Below are 16,465 nucleotides of genomic sequence, written 5' to 3'. Positions count from 1 at the left end.
CTCCCATACCTGCTAAGTAGATAACATTTTTTATCCCTACACTATTTTGCTACTTTGTCAATGCGTAAGTCCTATATTCTTTGCGGCTAAGTTGGAGAACTTTAGCAATGTTTTTATAGTCTTGAGGAATTTGAGTTACACCAACAGCAGTCTTGATTAAAATCAGCCAAGCAGTAATGAAAATTATGAATAATGCTGGTGGTTTATTATCTCTTAAAGGTGCTAGATAAATAGGAACCCAAGCCAAAGGTGGTACAGTTATTAATAACTGAAATAGAGGGTCTAAAGCCTTGGACATGGTTTTATTTACACTGATTAAAACCCCCGGACCAATACCCACAACTGCCGCTTAGCTATAGCTAATAGCAACCCGTTGTAAACTACCCCAAATCTGCCAGAATAATCCTTCCTCAGTACCACCTTTATCATAGAATGGATACAAAATTAATTTCCAGGTGTCTTGAATAACCTGTATGGGTCCTGCTAAAGTCGCTCCTGGAGTCCAAGAGAATAATTGCCAAATCGTCAAGAATATCAGGAGGGCAATAACTGGAGTGACAAGTTCAGGAAATTGCTTTTGCAAACTTGATAAAAAGCTATTATCAACTTTATGGCTTGTGGAAGATTTATGAGCTAAAGTCATGGATGTTATTATCCTCAAATTTACTAATTATTAATCACTAAACACCGGCTTCTTTGATTTTCAAACTATTGAGATATTCCTCTGGTTTTTCTGGATCAAATTTAACGCTATGAAAAAATTTTTCTACTCCAGGAGATGTACTAGTTGGGATATCAGCCGCAGGTATTCCTAGTTCTTTACCAGCTTCTTTCCAAAGATCTTCGCGGTTAACTTTTTTGATCAATTCTCTGGCTTTAGCACCACCATCAGCAATGTAATCTCTTGGTCAGAATACCCAAAGCACATTTTCAATTATAAACCATAAATCATGACTTTGGTAGGGATAAGAAACACTGCTTTTTTAATCTTTCCATTAGTAAGGATCCATTGATTTATCATCAATTTTGCGACCATCACCCATGTCATATTTACCTTGATAGGGATCTACAAGAACTTCTGGTGAAGATAAACCAAAATATTTTTTAGCAGCAAGAATTTCGGCTGCTTCTTTGCGGTTATCAAAATTATCTAGCTATTGCTGGGCTTCCATGATACCTTTGAGTAGGGCTTTTGTGGCTTTGGGATGTTGATCAACCCAATCTCCTGTCATGGCAAAATATTCTTCGGGATGATTTTTCCAAATTTCCGCTGTTAATGCGGTCATGAAGCCAATTTTGTCGTTAACAAGGCAAAATGGCCAGGGGTCACCGGTACTCGAAGCGTCTATTGTCCCGGTTTTTATGTTGGCGACAGTTTGTGGTGCTGGTACTGTTAACAATTTGACATCTGCATCTGGATCAATTCTACTTACGGATAACCAATAGCGAATCGATAAATCTTGGTTAACGTGGGGAAAGGTAAAAGCTGCGGTGAAAGGTATGGAGGATTTAAGTTGGGCTAATAGAGGTTTAGCGCCATCAAGTTTTAAGCTAATACCTTTCCCTAGATGTTTGTTAGCGATCGCAATTCCATTACCATGTGTAATTAATTGACACAAAACATATCAAGCATTTGTTCGTTTAGAAAAAACGTGCTCTGAAAATATAATTTCTAATTGGTATGAATTGGAAAGGAACTTATTCACTTTAGTTGTGCGCGACTACATTGTGGAAAATCTTATCAATACTGGTGCTATCTAATACTCAGATATGAGTTTTTTTGTCAATGCGTAACTCCTAGAATACTTTTTCAAAATTCTTATTCCTTCACCATTAACATACATTTTCACTGGTTTGAGAATTGGGATAGGTTTAGCTCGGTTAGCAATTATTGCAGTAGAAATCGTCATGTCCCGGATTGTGGGAATTGGCTTTTTTATCTGGGATACTTATCACAATAACAACTTTAGTGAAGTTATTTTGGCTCTAGTTTATATCGGTGTTGTCGGTCTAATCTTATATAAACTCATGGCTGCACTACAAAACTGGATTTTACCAGAACAAAAATAGGGGCTGGAGACTGGGTACTGGTTACTGGGTACTGGAAACAGTATTACCAATCACCAATTACCAATTAAAATACGAAATACAAAATCTAAAAATATGTCTGTATTTATTGCTGTCGATAAAATTGATAAGGTCTTTGAATTAACCAGTAGCGGTCAATATATCGCCCTTAAAGGGATTAACTTAGAAATCAAGAAGGGTGAATTTATTTCTCTTATTGGTCACTCTGGTTGTGGTAGATCTAATCTTTTAAAGATGATTGCTGGTTTAGATTTGCCCAGTGAGGTTTTAGTCACTTTGGAAGGTCAAAGGATTAAAAAACCTGGGCTAGATAGAATGGTGGTGTTTTAAAACTATTCTCTTTTGCCTTGGCGAACTGTCAGAGAAAATATAGCCTTGGCTGTAGATTCAGTCTTAAATGGGATGCCAGCTGCCGAACGTAAAGCCATAATCGACAGACATACATAGAGATATGGTGCGTTTACGTCCCCATGCTGACAAACAACCAGGAATGTTATCTCGTGGACAAAAGCAACCGGTTGTGATCGTACCGGCTTTGGCAATTCGTCCTAAACTATTACTATTAGACCACCCCTTCGGTGCTTTAGACGCACTGACTCGGGGTAACTTGCAAGAACAATTAATGCAAATCTGCGAAGAAAACGAAGTCACAGCAATCATGATGACACACGACGTAGACGAGGCCGTTTTGTTATCTGAGAGAATTGTGATGTTGACCAATGGACCAGAATCTAAAATTAGTCACATTTTAGAAGTAGATATTCCTAGACCCCGTAAACGCATGGAAGTTGTAGAACATCCCAGTTACTACAGTTTGCGGAGTCAAATGATTTATTTTCTCGACCAACAAAAACGTATCAAAAAATTACGGGCAAGAAAAACACCAGGTATAGCCCGTCATGGTTTAGAAAAAGTAAATTTAGAAATTGGTCTCTTACCCATAACTGTTTGTGCGCCCCTAGCCATAGCCAAAGAAAAAGGCTTCTTTACCAAAGATCGTTTAGATGAAGTTTCCTTAGTCAGATAAAGTAACTGGCGCGGTATTGTGGATCGTAGTCCGGTGGTTATTTAGATGCAGCCCAAATGCCATCAGGAATGCCTATGTGGCTATCATTAGGAGGTAACAAAAACCAACCCTTACCAGTACCTCCTTAACCATGACTCGCAACAGTAACGCCATTACCCTAGCAAAAAGATTTTATGAAGAAGGTGTACATAGTATTTTCGACTTCAAAAAATACGTTCTCAAAACCCGCTATCAAATGCATAGAATGTGGGTGTAGTACATCCAGCATGCATGTACAATTTACTCCTTCGTTATTGGTTAGCAGCAGGAGCAATTGCTCCTGATTTTGATGCGGGACTATTGACGGTTATTGTGTAGGTGAACCTTGGAACTATCGCGCCGCAATAGAAGGTTCAGGTTTTACAATTGCCACAGATTTAGGAGTTTGGTTAGGGCATCCTGGTAAGGTTTTAGGTGTACGGGAAGACTGGGCTAATAATTATCGAAACACTCATATTGCCTTAACTAAGGCTTTATTAGAAGCTTGTCAATATTGTGCTGATTCCAACGATTCCCAAGAAGTCAGACAAGTTTTAGCCGGTCGAGAATATGTTAGTACCGACATTGATTTTATCCAAATTGAAGATCCAGATGGTGTAAATACTTGCAATTTAGATCATCCCATGCGGGAGTATGCCGATCATCTCATCAATTTTAAGCTACATCTGCTATTAAGCCCCCCAGTCGTACTGAGCAAATTTGGATTATGACACAGTTACCACGGTGGGGTGAAACTCCCTTTCCTCGTAACTAGGTGGAAATTGTGGAAAGAGTTTGTCGAGTTGGTGTGTTTAGCACCGCTGCTAGAGAACTAGGTTTAGATATCAGTTACACTCATCAATCTATTCAATTATTTGATGGTAAACCCTTCAACGCTGATGATCCTTTTGCCTATCTCACCAGTTTAGAACTTAAACGCGATTTTTCTGTGGCGGAAGTGGTTCTTGATACTCCCAGAAAAATAGCAGCTTAATCAATTCAAAATACAGCAGATTGCAGATCAATGAGGTACAAAATCTAAATTGAAACCTAGATAGCAAGAGAGGTTTACTCCTGACTCCTGACTTCTGACTCCTGACTCCTGCTGTATTGTCTACGGTAAACAAAATTTATCGTTTCTTGTTTAATTTCTCATTTCCAGTTCCCATACTCTGTATGGGAATGAATTATGGAACAATCTACCTTCCTTGATATTAGAGGTAGAGCCTCATGATAGCATTCCCAGTTTCTAATAATTACCAATTACCAAACTATGCAAAACAGTACCCTAACTCCTACCAAATCATCTACCCAAATTAACAGCAGTCAACCTTTTTTACAAATTCAAGACGTTTGGAACGTTTATCCCACCAACAATGGACTATTTACCGTCCTTCATGGTGTTAATCTCAACTTTGAACAAGGGGAATTTATTTGCGTTATCGGCCACTCTGGTTGCGGTAAATCAACGCTTTTAAACATGGTTTCTGGTTTTAACTTTCCTACCACCGGACAAGTCCTGTTAGAAGGAGAACCAATTACTAAACCTGCTCCAGATAGAATGGTGGTTTTCCAAAACTATGCGCTGTTACCTTGGTAGACTCCGTTTGAAAATATTTATTTGGCTGTAAATGCAGTTTACCCGACTAAACCAGAAGCTGAAAAACGGGCGATTGTCCTTGATTATTTGGCAATGGTGGGTTTACCTGACACAATGGAAAAGAAGCCCCTGCAAGTGTCTGGGGGGATGAAACACGGTGTTTCTATTGCTCGTGCTTTACCTATTCGTCCCAAGGTGTTGATTTTAGATGAACCTTTTGGTACTTTGCATGCTATCACCAAGGAAGAGTTACAGGAAGAGTTGTTGAAAATCTGGAATGATAACCGTTGTAAGGTGTTGATGATTACTCATTATATTGATGAGGCTTTGTTTTTGGCTGATAAGTTGGTAATGATGACCAACTTATCAGCCAAAATTGGGGAAGTGATGGAAATTCCTTTTTCTCAACCATGGGATAGAGCAAGAATTATGGAAGATCCTCAATATTAGCAACTCCGTAACTATGCGCTAGATTTTCTGTTTAGCAGCTTTGGTCATGATAATGTAGCTTAATCAACATTAGGGCGAACTTCACTTCGCCTATATATTTATAAAATAGATATTAAGCTCGGCTAAGAAATCCTCTTGGCAAATTTTCTTATGGCTGATGACTACGACAAATTTCTGTAATTTGGTCTGCTACATCCAAGAATTTAATGATTTGGGCATTTCCGGTCCACTCAGAATGATATCAACATAAGGAGGGCGTTTTGTCAGAAATGCTAAAACCTCCGATTCTGGAATTCAGGCAAAGTTAATAGCTAAACTTAACTCATCCAAAACAACAAGAGAATACTTCCCTTCAGATACGACTGTTTGTGTAAATTGCCACAATTGTTGTAAGGCTTGATCTTCTATTTCCTCTAAGTGTGCTGTATTAATATACTACACTTAGGCCACAGCGAATCAAATCTAACTTCTGTCCCACTTGGATCGGTTAATCTTGTCCTTGACGAATACCACCTTTGAGGAACTACACTATTAAGACTGGTGTACCTTGACCAGCGATTCTTAGCACCTGAGACATAACGCTAGTAAAAAAGTTACGGTGCGAACTGGTGAAAACCTGCACTAGTCCCTGAACTGAGTATGGTAAGCTGAGAGTCGAATTAATACTAGGGGTGTCTAGTTGGGCAACCATAGGGCTAAGTTTAAAAAGTAACAATAAATTAAATAGCTTCTGATAGTAGTAAACGGAATTTTAGGCTGTATAATCAATTTGTTTTTTGCTGAGTAGTGTATTTTTTGATTAGCATTCTTAGCCAAACACTAGATTTAGTCTGAAGTCAAGAGGGATTTTTATTGAGATTTTAGTTTTGTGCTGGAAAGTAGTTGTAAAAATACAAACCAACAGTTGGCGGTGTCTATATAGAAAATAACAGGCTTCTTCATGAGCGTTAGCCAGATACTGGCAGGGTTAAAAGTTGTTTGTATGTAACAATTCAGGAGTCAGGAGTGAGAATATTTGAGAAATTGGTTAATTATTCAATAGGTCTTTTTGGCGTTAGCCTGAAAAACCTGACTGCTGATAGCTGTTCGCGTAGCGTGCCATTAGGCATTAGCTGAATGCTTACGTTTGTATGTCTATTTTATTATTAGTTGATGTCCTAAATAAGTAGGTAGACACAAATAAACATAACTATGTAACAAAATGTAAATTACTGGAAACCGTTGGGATTGGTTGATTCCCCTTTGCTGCATTCACCATGACATAGTTATAAATTTTTCCGCCCACCTACTTATCTTTAGCGATCGCTATAAATTAAAAATTAAAGATAGGGGCTAACAAATCCTGGAAATAGTAGGTTTATCAGGTTTATCATTTTACTTGCGAAACACAGAGGGAGAAAATAAATAAATTTAAGATGATGAGGCGTAAATTGTTGTGAAATTGGTAATTTTAGGAGGTTAAGGATTGGGGAAAAGCACTCAAGCAAAAAGGCTCTGCAAATACTTTGATGTTCGTCTGATTTCAAGAGGTGAGATTTTACGGGAAGCTTATTTGATGATAATTCCAGCGATGGCTATGGTGAAATACGTGATTTAGTTCGCTATGCTAAACCTTATGTTGAAAAATGGGAATTAGTACCAGATTAAATGATGATTGCATTTATTAGAGTTCCGGTTAGGCGGGAGGATATTAATTGTGGGTGGATATTAGAAGGTTATCCTCGGACTGCTTTTCAAGCTGAAGAATTAGATTTTTTGCTGGACACTTTGGAATAAAAATTTAGATTGGGCAATTTATCTGCAAGTGTAAGAGGCAGTGATGGTTAGTCGTTCTTTAGCGCGATCGCTCCCAGATTATCAACCAGAAATTGTCCAGCGGCGTGTAGAATTATTCTACGATCGCACTATTCCTATTTTAGGATACTATGACCCTCGTCGCCGTCTGTTAACTATCAATGGTGATGATTCCCCAGAACAGGTACAGCAGAATATTCTTAATTTACTTGGGTAGTTAGAGGTAGGGGTGTAGGGGAAGAATATTCTATTACCTATTACCTTTTTTCACTGATAACTGATATTTGAGGAAATTCCCATGGCTTGGCAGCGTCCCGATGGACGAAATTCTTACGAACTTCGTCCCTTAAGTTTTTATTCTAATTTCACCCGCTTTGCTTCTGGTTCAGTTTTGGCTAAATGTGGTGATACGCAGGTACTTTGTACTGTTAGCGTCTCTGATAGTGTGCCTAAGTTCTTAAATGGGACTGGTAAAGGTTGGTTGACGGCTGAGTATAGGATGTTACCATCGGCTACTCAAAAACGACAGGAAAGGGAATTATTGAAATTATCGGGACGAACACAAGAAATCCAACGTTTAATTGGACGCAGTTTAAGAGCAGCTTTAGATTTTGAGGTGTTGGGAGAACGGACGCTGATTATAGATGCTGATGTGTTGCAAGCTGACGCTGGGACAAGAACAACAGCAATTACAGGCAGTTTTGTAGCTTTAGCTCATGCTATTTCTCAAATGTTGCAGCAGGGAGTTTTAGAGCGATCACCTCTGTGTCGACAAGTGGCAGCAGTTTCAGTTGGCTTATTGGCAGGAGAAGCATTTTTGGATCTTAATTACATTGAAGATGTAGCTGCCACCGTCGATTTTAACGTAGTTATGAATCAAAACTTGGAAATTATAGAAGTCCAGGGAACAGCAGAGGAAGGTAGTTTTAACCGTCAGCAATTGAATAAGTTGCTGGATGTTGCCGAAAAAGGAATTCAGGAATTATTAATTGCTCAACGGGATGCCATTACTAATTGGAAGACTCTGATAGGAAATTAGGATGCAATATTTCCCGTCAATGGTCACTTGTGTTAAATACTAACAAATAACAAAAGTCAAGACTAATGGCGGTAAAATTGCAACCAACTAAAAATTTAGAGCAATTGTGGATTGTCCGCTGTTTGTCCACAGTGCTGCTGTTTGGTCAAATCTCGCTACATATACTTCAAGGAAAAACCTATTATGGTAAGGTGTTGGAACATACAGTTACAGCTGGTCCGGCTTCCCTGCCACCAGTTCTCCTCGTTAGTGGTTTTGCAGGAATGATTTTCACCATTCAAACAGCCAGAGAATTAGTGAGATTTGGTGCTGTGGAAAATGTAGGAGGTGCTTTTGCTTTGGCTTTTTGCCGAGAATTAGCACCAATCTTGACCGCTAGTATTATCGCCGGACAGGTAGGTTCAGCATTTGCCGCCGAAATAGGAGCAATGCGAGTGACTGAACAGATTGATGCTCTTTATATGCTCAAAACTGATCCCATTGATTATCTAGTCCTGCCAAGAGTCATTGCTTGCTGTTTGATGATGCCTTTGATGATGATTCTTGCTGTAATTATGGGCATCACAGGTGGAGCTTTTGCAGCATCATATTTTTATCAAGTTCAACCAGAAACATTTTTAGAATCAGTCCGAGATTTTTTAACACCTTCAGATGTTTTTATTATTTTGCTCAAAGGGTTAATTTTTGGACTGATAGTTGCAGTTAATGGTTGTAGTTGGGGACTGACTACCAAAGGAGGGGCTAAGGAAGTAGGAGAATCTGCTACAACGGCAGTTGTCACTACGTGGGTAGCCATTTTTATCATGGATTTTATACTGGCCTTAATACTATTTGAGAAGCCGATACTTTAACAGTTAACAGTTAACAGTTAACAGTGATTAGTTATAAGATAATAGACTCAAGTTGCTGATTATAACAGTAATGCGGAAAGAAAAGGGTGTAGGGGAAGAATCACCTCTTGCGTCCTTAACTACTGATAGCGTACCTTATGGGAAGCTTGCTACACAGATTGTACTGTAGGCGTAGCGATCGCCATACTTCTGACTCCTGACTACTGCCTCCTCATGATCTTAAAAGTTTCAAAAGTTAAAAAGGGAAATAGTCAGAAGTTAGGTATTGTATTGCTGGAAGCCGGCTATGTGATGATGAAGCTATGAACAAAACGGTTGAAGTTTTACCGGATCTGCCTGCGCTGGTAGCACGGGCCCTAGATTTGATCCTGTCCAAATTGGAAACTGCTATTCGGGAACGGGGGCAATTTACTATTGCTTTATCTGGTGGCACCACACCCAAGCCCTTGTACGAAGCAATAGCCTGTTCAAACCTGCGTTGGGATAAAATTCATGTGTTCTGGGGAGATGAACGTTATGTACCACCAAATCATCCTGATAGCAATGAATTGATGGCACGTGTTGCATGGCTAGACCGCGTAGCTATCCCCCCAACGAATATTCACGCCATACCAACTTTATCAGGCAATCCATCAGTAGATGCTGCTAAACATGAACGGCATCTACGAGAATTTTTCAATTCTCCACCGGGAAACTTTCCTGCTTTGGATGTAATTTTACTAGGAATGGGTGATGATGCCCATACTGCATCTTTGTTTCCCCACTCAGAAGCTCTGAAAGTGAGCGATCGCTTGGTAACTGTGGGTAATAAAGATGATAATCTTCGTATCACTTTCACTTACCCATTGATCAACGCTGCACGGAATGTAATTTTCTTAGCTGCTGGTGCTAATAAACGACCTGCTTTAGCTCAAGTTTTTGCACCAGTCGCTGATGATTTTGCTTATCCATCCCGCTTAATTAAACCCCAAGGAAAATTGTTATGGCTGCTAGATGCAGCCGCAGGTTTGGAACTCAGACCCTAAATCAGTTAACTGATAACTGCTTGCCAGAATATATTCTACGATGACCTTGACAAAGGCTTAAATCCATGATCGTCTGCCCGAATTGCAATCATCCCAATCCAGACGGCGCTGTTCAGTGTGAAGCTTGCTACACACCGTTACCAGCTACTACTAACTGTCCCAGTTGTGGGGCAACGGTACAAGCAGATGCTGCTTTTTGTGGTCAGTGTGGTTATAACCTACACTCTAACGCTGTTGCAGTAGAAGCAATAGTAGTAGGATCAACGATGACGCCCGATATTCCTGTGGAAGTGCCACCGTTGGTTACTCCTGATCCAATGTTAGAACTTTTACAAGCAGATGCTCTGGGACTAGGCGCTCCTACTAGTTCTAGTCTACCCCCAACAGTAGTAGCAGTAGCCCCACAACCTATCCCAACACCAGCACCGGTTCCACCTCCAGAAGCCGTTGCACTACCTGTACCAGTTCCACCTCCAGAAGCCGTTGCACTACCTGTACCAGTTCCACCTCCAGAAGCCGTTGCACTACCTGTACCAGTTCCACCTCCAGAAACAGTTGCACCTCCAGAAACAGTTGCACCTCCAGAAGCACCTGTGGTAACTGCGTCTAGAACCCAACTACAGCAAGTAGTGGCGGGGCTATTCCATGTTCAGAGTAATCAAGAAATTGAATTACCGCAAAATCTCTCTGTGATTCATATCGGTAAACCTAATGACCGCATTCCCCCAGATATAGATGTGGCTGGATTTCCCAATTCAGAAATTGTTTCCCGGATTCATTCAGATATCCGTGTTGAGGGAGATGCTCACTATATAGAAGATGTGGGTAGTTCTAACGGCACCTATATTAATAATTTGCCGCTATTACCAGGGAACAGACACCGCTTACGTCCAGGTGATCGCATTAGTCTGGGTAAGGGAGATTTGGTAACTTTCTTATTTCAACTCTCTTAGACGAATAATTCGTAATTGATAATAGTGCCGGAGGCACGCTGTGCGAAGGCTTTAGCGATACGTAATTCGTAATTAATAATGAGTAATTATAATTTACGAATTACGATTAATTATCAGGAATATCATCCATGAAAGAACCAAAAGATTTTCAACCTTTGCTATCTCAAGAAGCTCCTCCAGAAGTTGAACGAATGGGGCTAACATGGCTAATAGGCTAAAAAAATCCATTGAACTGGCTGATAGCGTAGCTTGGCGTTAAGCCATATAAACAGAAAACCTGTATAACTCAAGAGTTTCAGGGGTTGAAAAGGTGAATAAGGTCCAAGGAATAAGCCTTGAAACCATCAAAAACCAATTAATTGCCAGTGCTGCAGGCAATAGGGTAGCTTGGCGTAAGCCATAGCCAGTCACCTTCCCAGATTCGATACTATTCTTACCTCCTTCTAATTCTCCCTCCTGACTCCTGACTCTTGACTCCTGACTCATAGCCCTTACGAAAAGACTTTTTTAGCAAACCCTAATTACAGTCCTTCACGCAAACCCACAGCAATTTTACTATGTTTTTCAATTTGTCCCATTACTTGTTTTGCACGCTTGATTACCACCGTGGGTAAACCTGCTAATCTTCCTGCTTCAATACCATAGGATTTATCAGCACCACCTGGCTGAACTTGATGTAAAAAGATAATTTGATCAGGTAATTCTTTCACGGTAACTTGATAATTAGCCACATTAGAAACAATACTCGCTAATTCATTTAATTCATGATAGTGAGTTGCAAAAATTGTCCGAGATTTAATCTCTACTGCTAAATATTCTGCTACAGCCCAAGCTATTGAAAGACCATCAAATGTTGCTGTTCCACGGCCAATTTCATCTAATAAAACTAATGATTTAACAGTTGCATGATTGAGAATATTTGCAGTTTCATTCATTTCTACCATAAATGTAGATTGACCTGTTGCTAAATCGTCTACAGCACCTACACGGGTAAAAATGCGATCGCACACTCCCAACTTAGCAGAACGCGCTGGCACAAAACTACCAACCTGCGCCATCAACTGAATTAACCCCACTTGACGTAAATAACAACTCTTGCCACTCGCATTCGGCCCTGTGAGAATGACTAAATCAGGTGATTGGTGATTAGTAGGTTCATTCCCAGTCCCCAATGTTGTCGAGTTAGGAACAAAAAACCCCGCTGGTAAAGATTGTTCCACTACTGGATGACGACCATCAATAACCTCAATTTCCCATCCTTCCACCATTTCCGGACAACAGTAACCTTGATGTACCGCTAACTCAGCTAATCCGCATAATACATCAGCAGCAGCTACCGCATGGGAAATATTACGAATGGTTTCCGCGTGAGAACCGACTTCATCCCGCAAAGCAGCGAAAATCTCATATTCCAACTGATTTAAGTCATCTCGCGCTGTGAGAATCCGCGCTTCTCGTTCTTTCAGGTCTGGAGTAATGTATCGTTCCTCGTTCGTCAGAGTTTGCTTACGGATGTAATTATCAGGTACTTGGTCAGATTTGGAACGAGAAATACTAATATAGTAGCCAAAGGTTTTATTAAATCCTACCTTTAAAGTCGGGATTCTTGTTCTCGCTCTTTCATCAACTTCTAGATTTGCAATCCATTTTTGATCCGCTTCTACAGTAGCTTTTCTTTCATCTAAAAGCGGGTTGATCCCGGGGCGAATCAAACTACCTTCTTTGAGATGGATTGGTGGTGATTCTACGATGTGAGCCTGTAACCTTTCTGCTAGTTCCTCTAGTACAGGTGGTACTTTTTGCAAAGCTTTCAAGAATGGCGAGCGCGCATCTTCTACTATACGAGATAATTCAGGTAAACTAGAGAAAGAATCAGCTAAAGCCATTAAATCCCGTGCATTGGCTGTTCCTGAACCTGCACGACCTGTTAAACGTTCTAAATCATAGATCTTCCGTAATAATCTCCGTAAATCCTGACGTAAAGGAGTATTTTCACATAATTCTTGAATGGTATATTGTCGCGCTCGAATGCCTTTAATATCAAGTAGCGGTTGTAACAACCATCTTCTTAAGGCTCGTCCACCCATGGCGGTAGTAGTGCGGTTTAAAGCCCATAACAAAGAACCGTGAAATGTGCCATCGCGCACGGTTTGGGTAATTTCTAAGTTACGTCGGGTTTGGTGGTCAACGATAAGATAATCGGTTAGGCTGTAGGTGTGTAATAGTTGCAGAGGAACGGGGTTTTGTTTTTGGGTATCTTCGATATATTCCAAAAGTCCACCAGCAGCGCGAACTGCGAGGGGAAGATGTTCACAACCTAAGCCTTCGAGCGATCGCAGTTTGAATTTCTGCAATAATTTACTTCTAGCTTCGGATTGAGAAAAGGGAAGTTGCGATCGCAAACTGTAACAAAATGTAGGTGGTAAACATTGGGGAAGAGATGGCGAAGTTTCCCCTGGACGCAGTAAAGTACCTAAATCGGGGGCGTTGGTAGGAAACAACACTTCCGATGGTTGCAATCGCATTAACTCTTGGGTCAAGTGTTCTAAATCACTACCTTCACAGGTGAGAAATTCTCCAGTTGATATATCTGCATAAGCCAACCCCCAATGATTGACAGCAATTACCACAGCCGCCAAATAATTATTGCGACTTGTTTGTAGCATTCCTTCTTCCAACAAAGTCCCAGGGGTAAGGATGCGGGTTACTTCGCGTTTTACCAAACCCACTGCTTCCGATGAATCTTCAACTTGGTCACAAATCACCACAGCGTAACCTTTTTCTACGAGTAGAGTTGTGTAGCGTTCCCAAGCGTGATGAGGTACACCAGTCATAGCAATACGACCAAGCTCACCACCATGTTTACTGGTTAAAACTAATTCTAATTCTCTGGATACGGTTACAGCGTCTTGGAAAAATGTTTCAAAAAAATCACCGACGCGATATAGTAGCAACGCATGAGGATATTTATCCTTCATTTCTACATAGTGCTGATACATCTTACTCAGCTTGCTGCGGTCTTCTACCAGTTTCGTATCCCTAAGAGGTGTATTTGGTTGATTGTGTTCTGGTGTCGGAGTCGTCATGGTATATGCTGAGATCTTAGGCACAGTTTAGACACTATCTTTGATCATAGCGTGATGTGGGGGATGGAGTCCGAGCGCTTAAAGTTTATTTATTTTTACCGAGTTTCCAGCACTTCCTCAACTGTCAAATTTATGTCACCAATAGACTTATCCACACAAGATAAAAAGCTTACTGTGAAAGCGTTACACGAACTATAACTGGGATGAAATACTAATTATGGCTGAAGGCAAAAATATGGGTTTGGGGATGAAAATATCAAAATTATTAAAAGTTTTGAGAAACATAGCCTTCTAAAAAAGATAATCTAAAGGCTGATGATTCAAATATCATGACTTAGTATAAATGAATAATTTAGATCTAACCTAACTAATCCACATACTACCATTATCACCGGATTATAACCATGTCCAGCTAAAGGAAATCTATCACTAGCTACTCGAAAAGTTTTGACTCTACATATGAGATGTTCAACACCAATTCTTCTTGAAGATATTTTCTTATTTTTAAATCTCTAAAAATTCAGCTTTTTTGGGCTTCTTAATAAGGTGTAGTAATAAATTATTCTCCTATACAAGCTTCGTCTCCGGAAGATCTTTGTTTGGCATCTAGGTTTTGGCGATTATTTCTAAATAGTGTAATCTTGCTTATCTTACCTAATTCTCCAATATAAATATCAACTATATCTTCACATCCTGGCAATACTCTAAATTGATTTTTTAGAGTGTGTATTTTCTTCTTGCCTGAATAATTTTTTTTCTGCTCCTGATAGTTACCTGGTCTTTCTATAGCTTCTTCTGCACTATCTATTAGTAATTCATACTCACTCAGTACTTCCCATAATTCTTGATACTTTCACTCATCTTTTTTTGCTTCTTTCATTTGGGAGATAGGTAAAATTTCCATCAGAATTTCTACCCAATAATTAAATGTGCTATTTGCTTTTATCCTCCATAGATTAAACAGTAATTCTAGAATTTCAAATGTTAGCTTCCGTCTCAGTTTTACTAGGTATAGACATACTCCCTCCTTTGGGGTCATTTCTGCTTTACGTCCTCCTCCAGACGCTATTAACCTAATTTTTATTTTTTCAATTTCTGCTTGTTTCTCTAGATGGCTTTCTTCTGCTAATGCTACTAATGTGATAAACTCTTCATACTTAATCCCAATTAATCTTTTTGATTCCTGGGGGTAGAATTCTATTCTTGCTAGGGGACTTGTCATTATTGATATACACAGTTACATTTTTTATGTTTATTTTCCCACAAAATTTCTTTTAAAGATAGGTGTAATGACCTTACGTAACGAAGTTGGTGAAATGTCGCGTCCCTTGTGAAATGGAACTGTTGTTCCCCTACGGCATCAGCTAAATCTACTAAAACAGTATAAAATAACCAAGTCACCCAAATTTGTAATTGAATTCAATTGATTGAACCCGTCCATAAATAACTTAAACCCAAGAGTCTTTTTACTGTATTACAGGCATCTTAAATCCGCCAACGTCCCCGATATAAATCGGCTACCACATCAGGTGGTAAAACATCAGGGTTTAACACGCTTGTTCCATAAGAATGCAATGCCTCCAATCTTGAACCCTTCGGGTTCGCCAGTTACTATAAGGTTAACACCGCAGCCATGATCAACGGTAAATTCAGTAGGCCTCTTGCAAAATTGTTTATGTGGTATGAAAGAGAGTTTTAGATTTTATGTATTTTTGGTGTTCTTTGCGATCGCTAATTCAAACATAACCGTGTAACTCTAACTTTTGGCTAGAACAAAGACAAAGGTGCATTGTAACATAAAATTAATTCTGCAAGAGGTCTAGTATCCGTTCACTGAGTCCTAATGTTCGGTAGTAAGTAGGTAGACACAAATAAACATAACTATGTAACAAAATGTAAATTACTTGAAACCCTTGGGATTGGTTGATTCCCCTTTGCTGCATTCGCCATAACATAGTTATAAATTTTTCCGCCCACCTACTTAGTTTTCTTGATTTGTAATGGTTGGTGTCAGTAATCCTGAGAGTTGCTCGGCAATTACTTGATCTTCTACGAGTAGTCTGTGTTTCTTTTTCGTGTAGTCTCGATTGGTTTTTCGGCTCTGTGTCATGGCTAGTAACAATCGCTCAATTACTTGCCTATTAATGAGTTGCTCACTATTTTTAACCACTCCAAATACCACCCTTGAAAATTTCCCCTTTTCCTTAACTTGTGACCAATAGATGCAGGTAGATGGACTGTGTTTTGCATCACTTATAATTAAGACTGAATTTATGTGTTTCGTTACCCTGGCTTTTGATCAAAACCAGGGATTTTTTATGACATTGTGGCGCGGCTGTCTGGCTAGACAAATTATATGACGCACTACATTAATTACTTGACATAAATGTATTTGACATAAATGTATAGGATCATGCCTGTATAAGTAGGTGGGCGGAAAAATTTATAACTATGTTATGGCGAATGCAGCAAAGGGGAATCAACCAATCCCAAGGGTTTCAAGTAATTTACATTTTGTTACATAGTTATGTTTA

At 39.6% G+C, this 16,465-nt stretch carries 8 protein-coding genes and 10 pseudogenes; 9 read left to right on the top strand and 9 right to left on the bottom strand.

The window, feature by feature from the left end; all coding sequences use genetic code 11:
* Positions 1-73: 73 nt before the first annotated feature.
* Positions 74-643, bottom strand: a pseudogene (locus tag AAZO_RS07330) (ABC transporter permease subunit); the annotation flags it as partial.
* A 37-nt stretch (positions 644-680) separates the two neighbouring features.
* Positions 681-1,625: pseudogene (locus AAZO_RS07325) on the bottom strand (CmpA/NrtA family ABC transporter substrate-binding protein); the annotation flags it as partial.
* 175 nt (positions 1,626-1,800) lie between these two features.
* Here AAZO_RS07325 and AAZO_RS07320 point away from each other — a divergent pair.
* The 3 pseudogenes from AAZO_RS07320 to AAZO_RS07310 form a co-directional block, all read left to right on the top strand.
* A pseudogene (locus AAZO_RS07320) lies at positions 1,801-2,070 on the top strand (ABC transporter permease subunit); the annotation flags it as partial.
* A gap of 93 nt (positions 2,071-2,163) precedes the next feature.
* Positions 2,164-4,127 (top strand): annotated as a pseudogene (locus tag AAZO_RS07315) (ABC transporter ATP-binding/substrate-binding protein).
* Between the two features lie 279 nt (positions 4,128-4,406).
* Positions 4,407-5,246: pseudogene (locus AAZO_RS07310) on the top strand (nitrate ABC transporter ATP-binding protein).
* Positions 5,247-5,331: 85 nt separating this feature from the next.
* Here AAZO_RS07310 and AAZO_RS37335 read toward each other — a convergent pair.
* Positions 5,332-5,874, bottom strand: a pseudogene (locus AAZO_RS37335) (P-loop NTPase family protein).
* A 774-nt stretch (positions 5,875-6,648) separates the two neighbouring features.
* On the opposite strand from AAZO_RS37335, the pseudogene AAZO_RS07305 reads away from it, so the two are divergent.
* From AAZO_RS07305 to AAZO_RS33485, 6 genes and pseudogenes are all read left to right on the top strand, one after another.
* A pseudogene (locus tag AAZO_RS07305) lies at positions 6,649-7,194 on the top strand (nucleoside monophosphate kinase).
* Between the two features lie 81 nt (positions 7,195-7,275).
* A complete protein-coding gene (rph, locus tag AAZO_RS07300) occupies positions 7,276-8,016 on the top strand; it encodes a ribonuclease PH (RefSeq protein WP_013190745.1) in 741 nt (246 codons plus the stop codon).
* Positions 8,017-8,081: 65 nt separating this feature from the next.
* Positions 8,082-8,867 carry an MlaE family ABC transporter permease gene (locus AAZO_RS07295; RefSeq protein WP_013190744.1) on the top strand — a complete coding sequence of 262 codons (786 nt, stop codon included), beginning with the start codon at positions 8,082-8,084 and terminating at the stop codon, positions 8,865-8,867.
* Positions 8,868-9,169: 302 nt separating this feature from the next.
* On the top strand, positions 9,170-9,892 hold the full coding sequence (gene pgl / locus AAZO_RS07285) for a 6-phosphogluconolactonase (protein WP_013190742.1): 723 nt from the start codon (positions 9,170-9,172) through the stop codon (positions 9,890-9,892).
* A 65-nt stretch (positions 9,893-9,957) separates the two neighbouring features.
* A complete protein-coding gene (locus tag AAZO_RS07280; protein ID WP_013190741.1) occupies positions 9,958-10,845 on the top strand; it encodes an FHA domain-containing protein in 888 nt (295 codons plus the stop codon).
* Positions 10,846-10,973: 128 nt separating this feature from the next.
* Positions 10,974-11,057 (top strand): annotated as a pseudogene (locus AAZO_RS33485) (M50 family metallopeptidase); the annotation flags it as partial.
* Between the two features lie 309 nt (positions 11,058-11,366).
* Here the strand turns inward: AAZO_RS33485 and mutS are convergent.
* From mutS to AAZO_RS07260, 6 genes and pseudogenes are all read right to left on the bottom strand, one after another.
* On the bottom strand, positions 11,367-13,931 hold the full coding sequence (gene mutS, locus AAZO_RS07270; RefSeq protein WP_013190739.1) for a DNA mismatch repair protein MutS: 2,565 nt from the start codon (positions 13,929-13,931) through the stop codon (positions 11,367-11,369).
* A gap of 320 nt (positions 13,932-14,251) precedes the next feature.
* Positions 14,252-14,425, bottom strand: coding sequence for a hypothetical protein (locus tag AAZO_RS41090; protein WP_266889367.1), 174 nt, complete (start codon positions 14,423-14,425; stop codon positions 14,252-14,254).
* Positions 14,426-14,490: 65 nt separating this feature from the next.
* Positions 14,491-14,739: pseudogene (locus tag AAZO_RS41085) on the bottom strand (transposase family protein); the annotation flags it as partial.
* A 45-nt stretch (positions 14,740-14,784) separates the two neighbouring features.
* Positions 14,785-15,153 (bottom strand): transposase family protein, encoded by a 369-nt coding sequence (locus AAZO_RS07265; protein ID WP_041639628.1) that lies wholly within the window; start codon positions 15,151-15,153, stop codon positions 14,785-14,787.
* A 122-nt stretch (positions 15,154-15,275) separates the two neighbouring features.
* A pseudogene (locus AAZO_RS33475) lies at positions 15,276-15,503 on the bottom strand (IS4 family transposase); the annotation flags it as partial.
* A 409-nt stretch (positions 15,504-15,912) separates the two neighbouring features.
* Positions 15,913-16,101 (bottom strand): hypothetical protein, encoded by a 189-nt coding sequence (locus tag AAZO_RS07260; RefSeq protein WP_144031254.1) that lies wholly within the window; start codon positions 16,099-16,101, stop codon positions 15,913-15,915.
* Positions 16,102-16,465 lie beyond the last annotated feature (364 nt).

It is taken from the genome of 'Nostoc azollae' 0708, from assembly GCF_000196515.1.
GTDB lineage: Bacteria > Cyanobacteriota > Cyanobacteriia > Cyanobacteriales > Nostocaceae > Trichormus_B > Trichormus_B azollae.
The sequence above is the reverse complement of the archived record's forward strand: the minus strand, read 5'-3'. Positions and strand labels throughout refer to the sequence as shown.

Excerpts from the sequence above, each read along its gene's own strand:
- rph (WP_013190745.1), top strand. The coding sequence starts at position 7,276 with ATGGCTTGGCAGCGTCCCGATGGACGAAATTCTTACGAACTTCGTCCC.
- AAZO_RS07295 (WP_013190744.1), top strand. The coding sequence starts at position 8,082 with ATGGCGGTAAAATTGCAACCAACTAAAAATTTAGAGCAATTGTGGATT.
- pgl (WP_013190742.1), top strand. The coding sequence starts at position 9,170 with ATGAACAAAACGGTTGAAGTTTTACCGGATCTGCCTGCGCTGGTAGCA.
- AAZO_RS07280 (WP_013190741.1), top strand. The coding sequence starts at position 9,958 with ATGATCGTCTGCCCGAATTGCAATCATCCCAATCCAGACGGCGCTGTT.
- mutS (WP_013190739.1), bottom strand. The coding sequence starts at position 13,931 with ATGACGACTCCGACACCAGAACACAATCAACCAAATACACCTCTTAGG.
- AAZO_RS07265 (WP_041639628.1), bottom strand. The coding sequence starts at position 15,153 with ATGACAAGTCCCCTAGCAAGAATAGAATTCTACCCCCAGGAATCAAAA.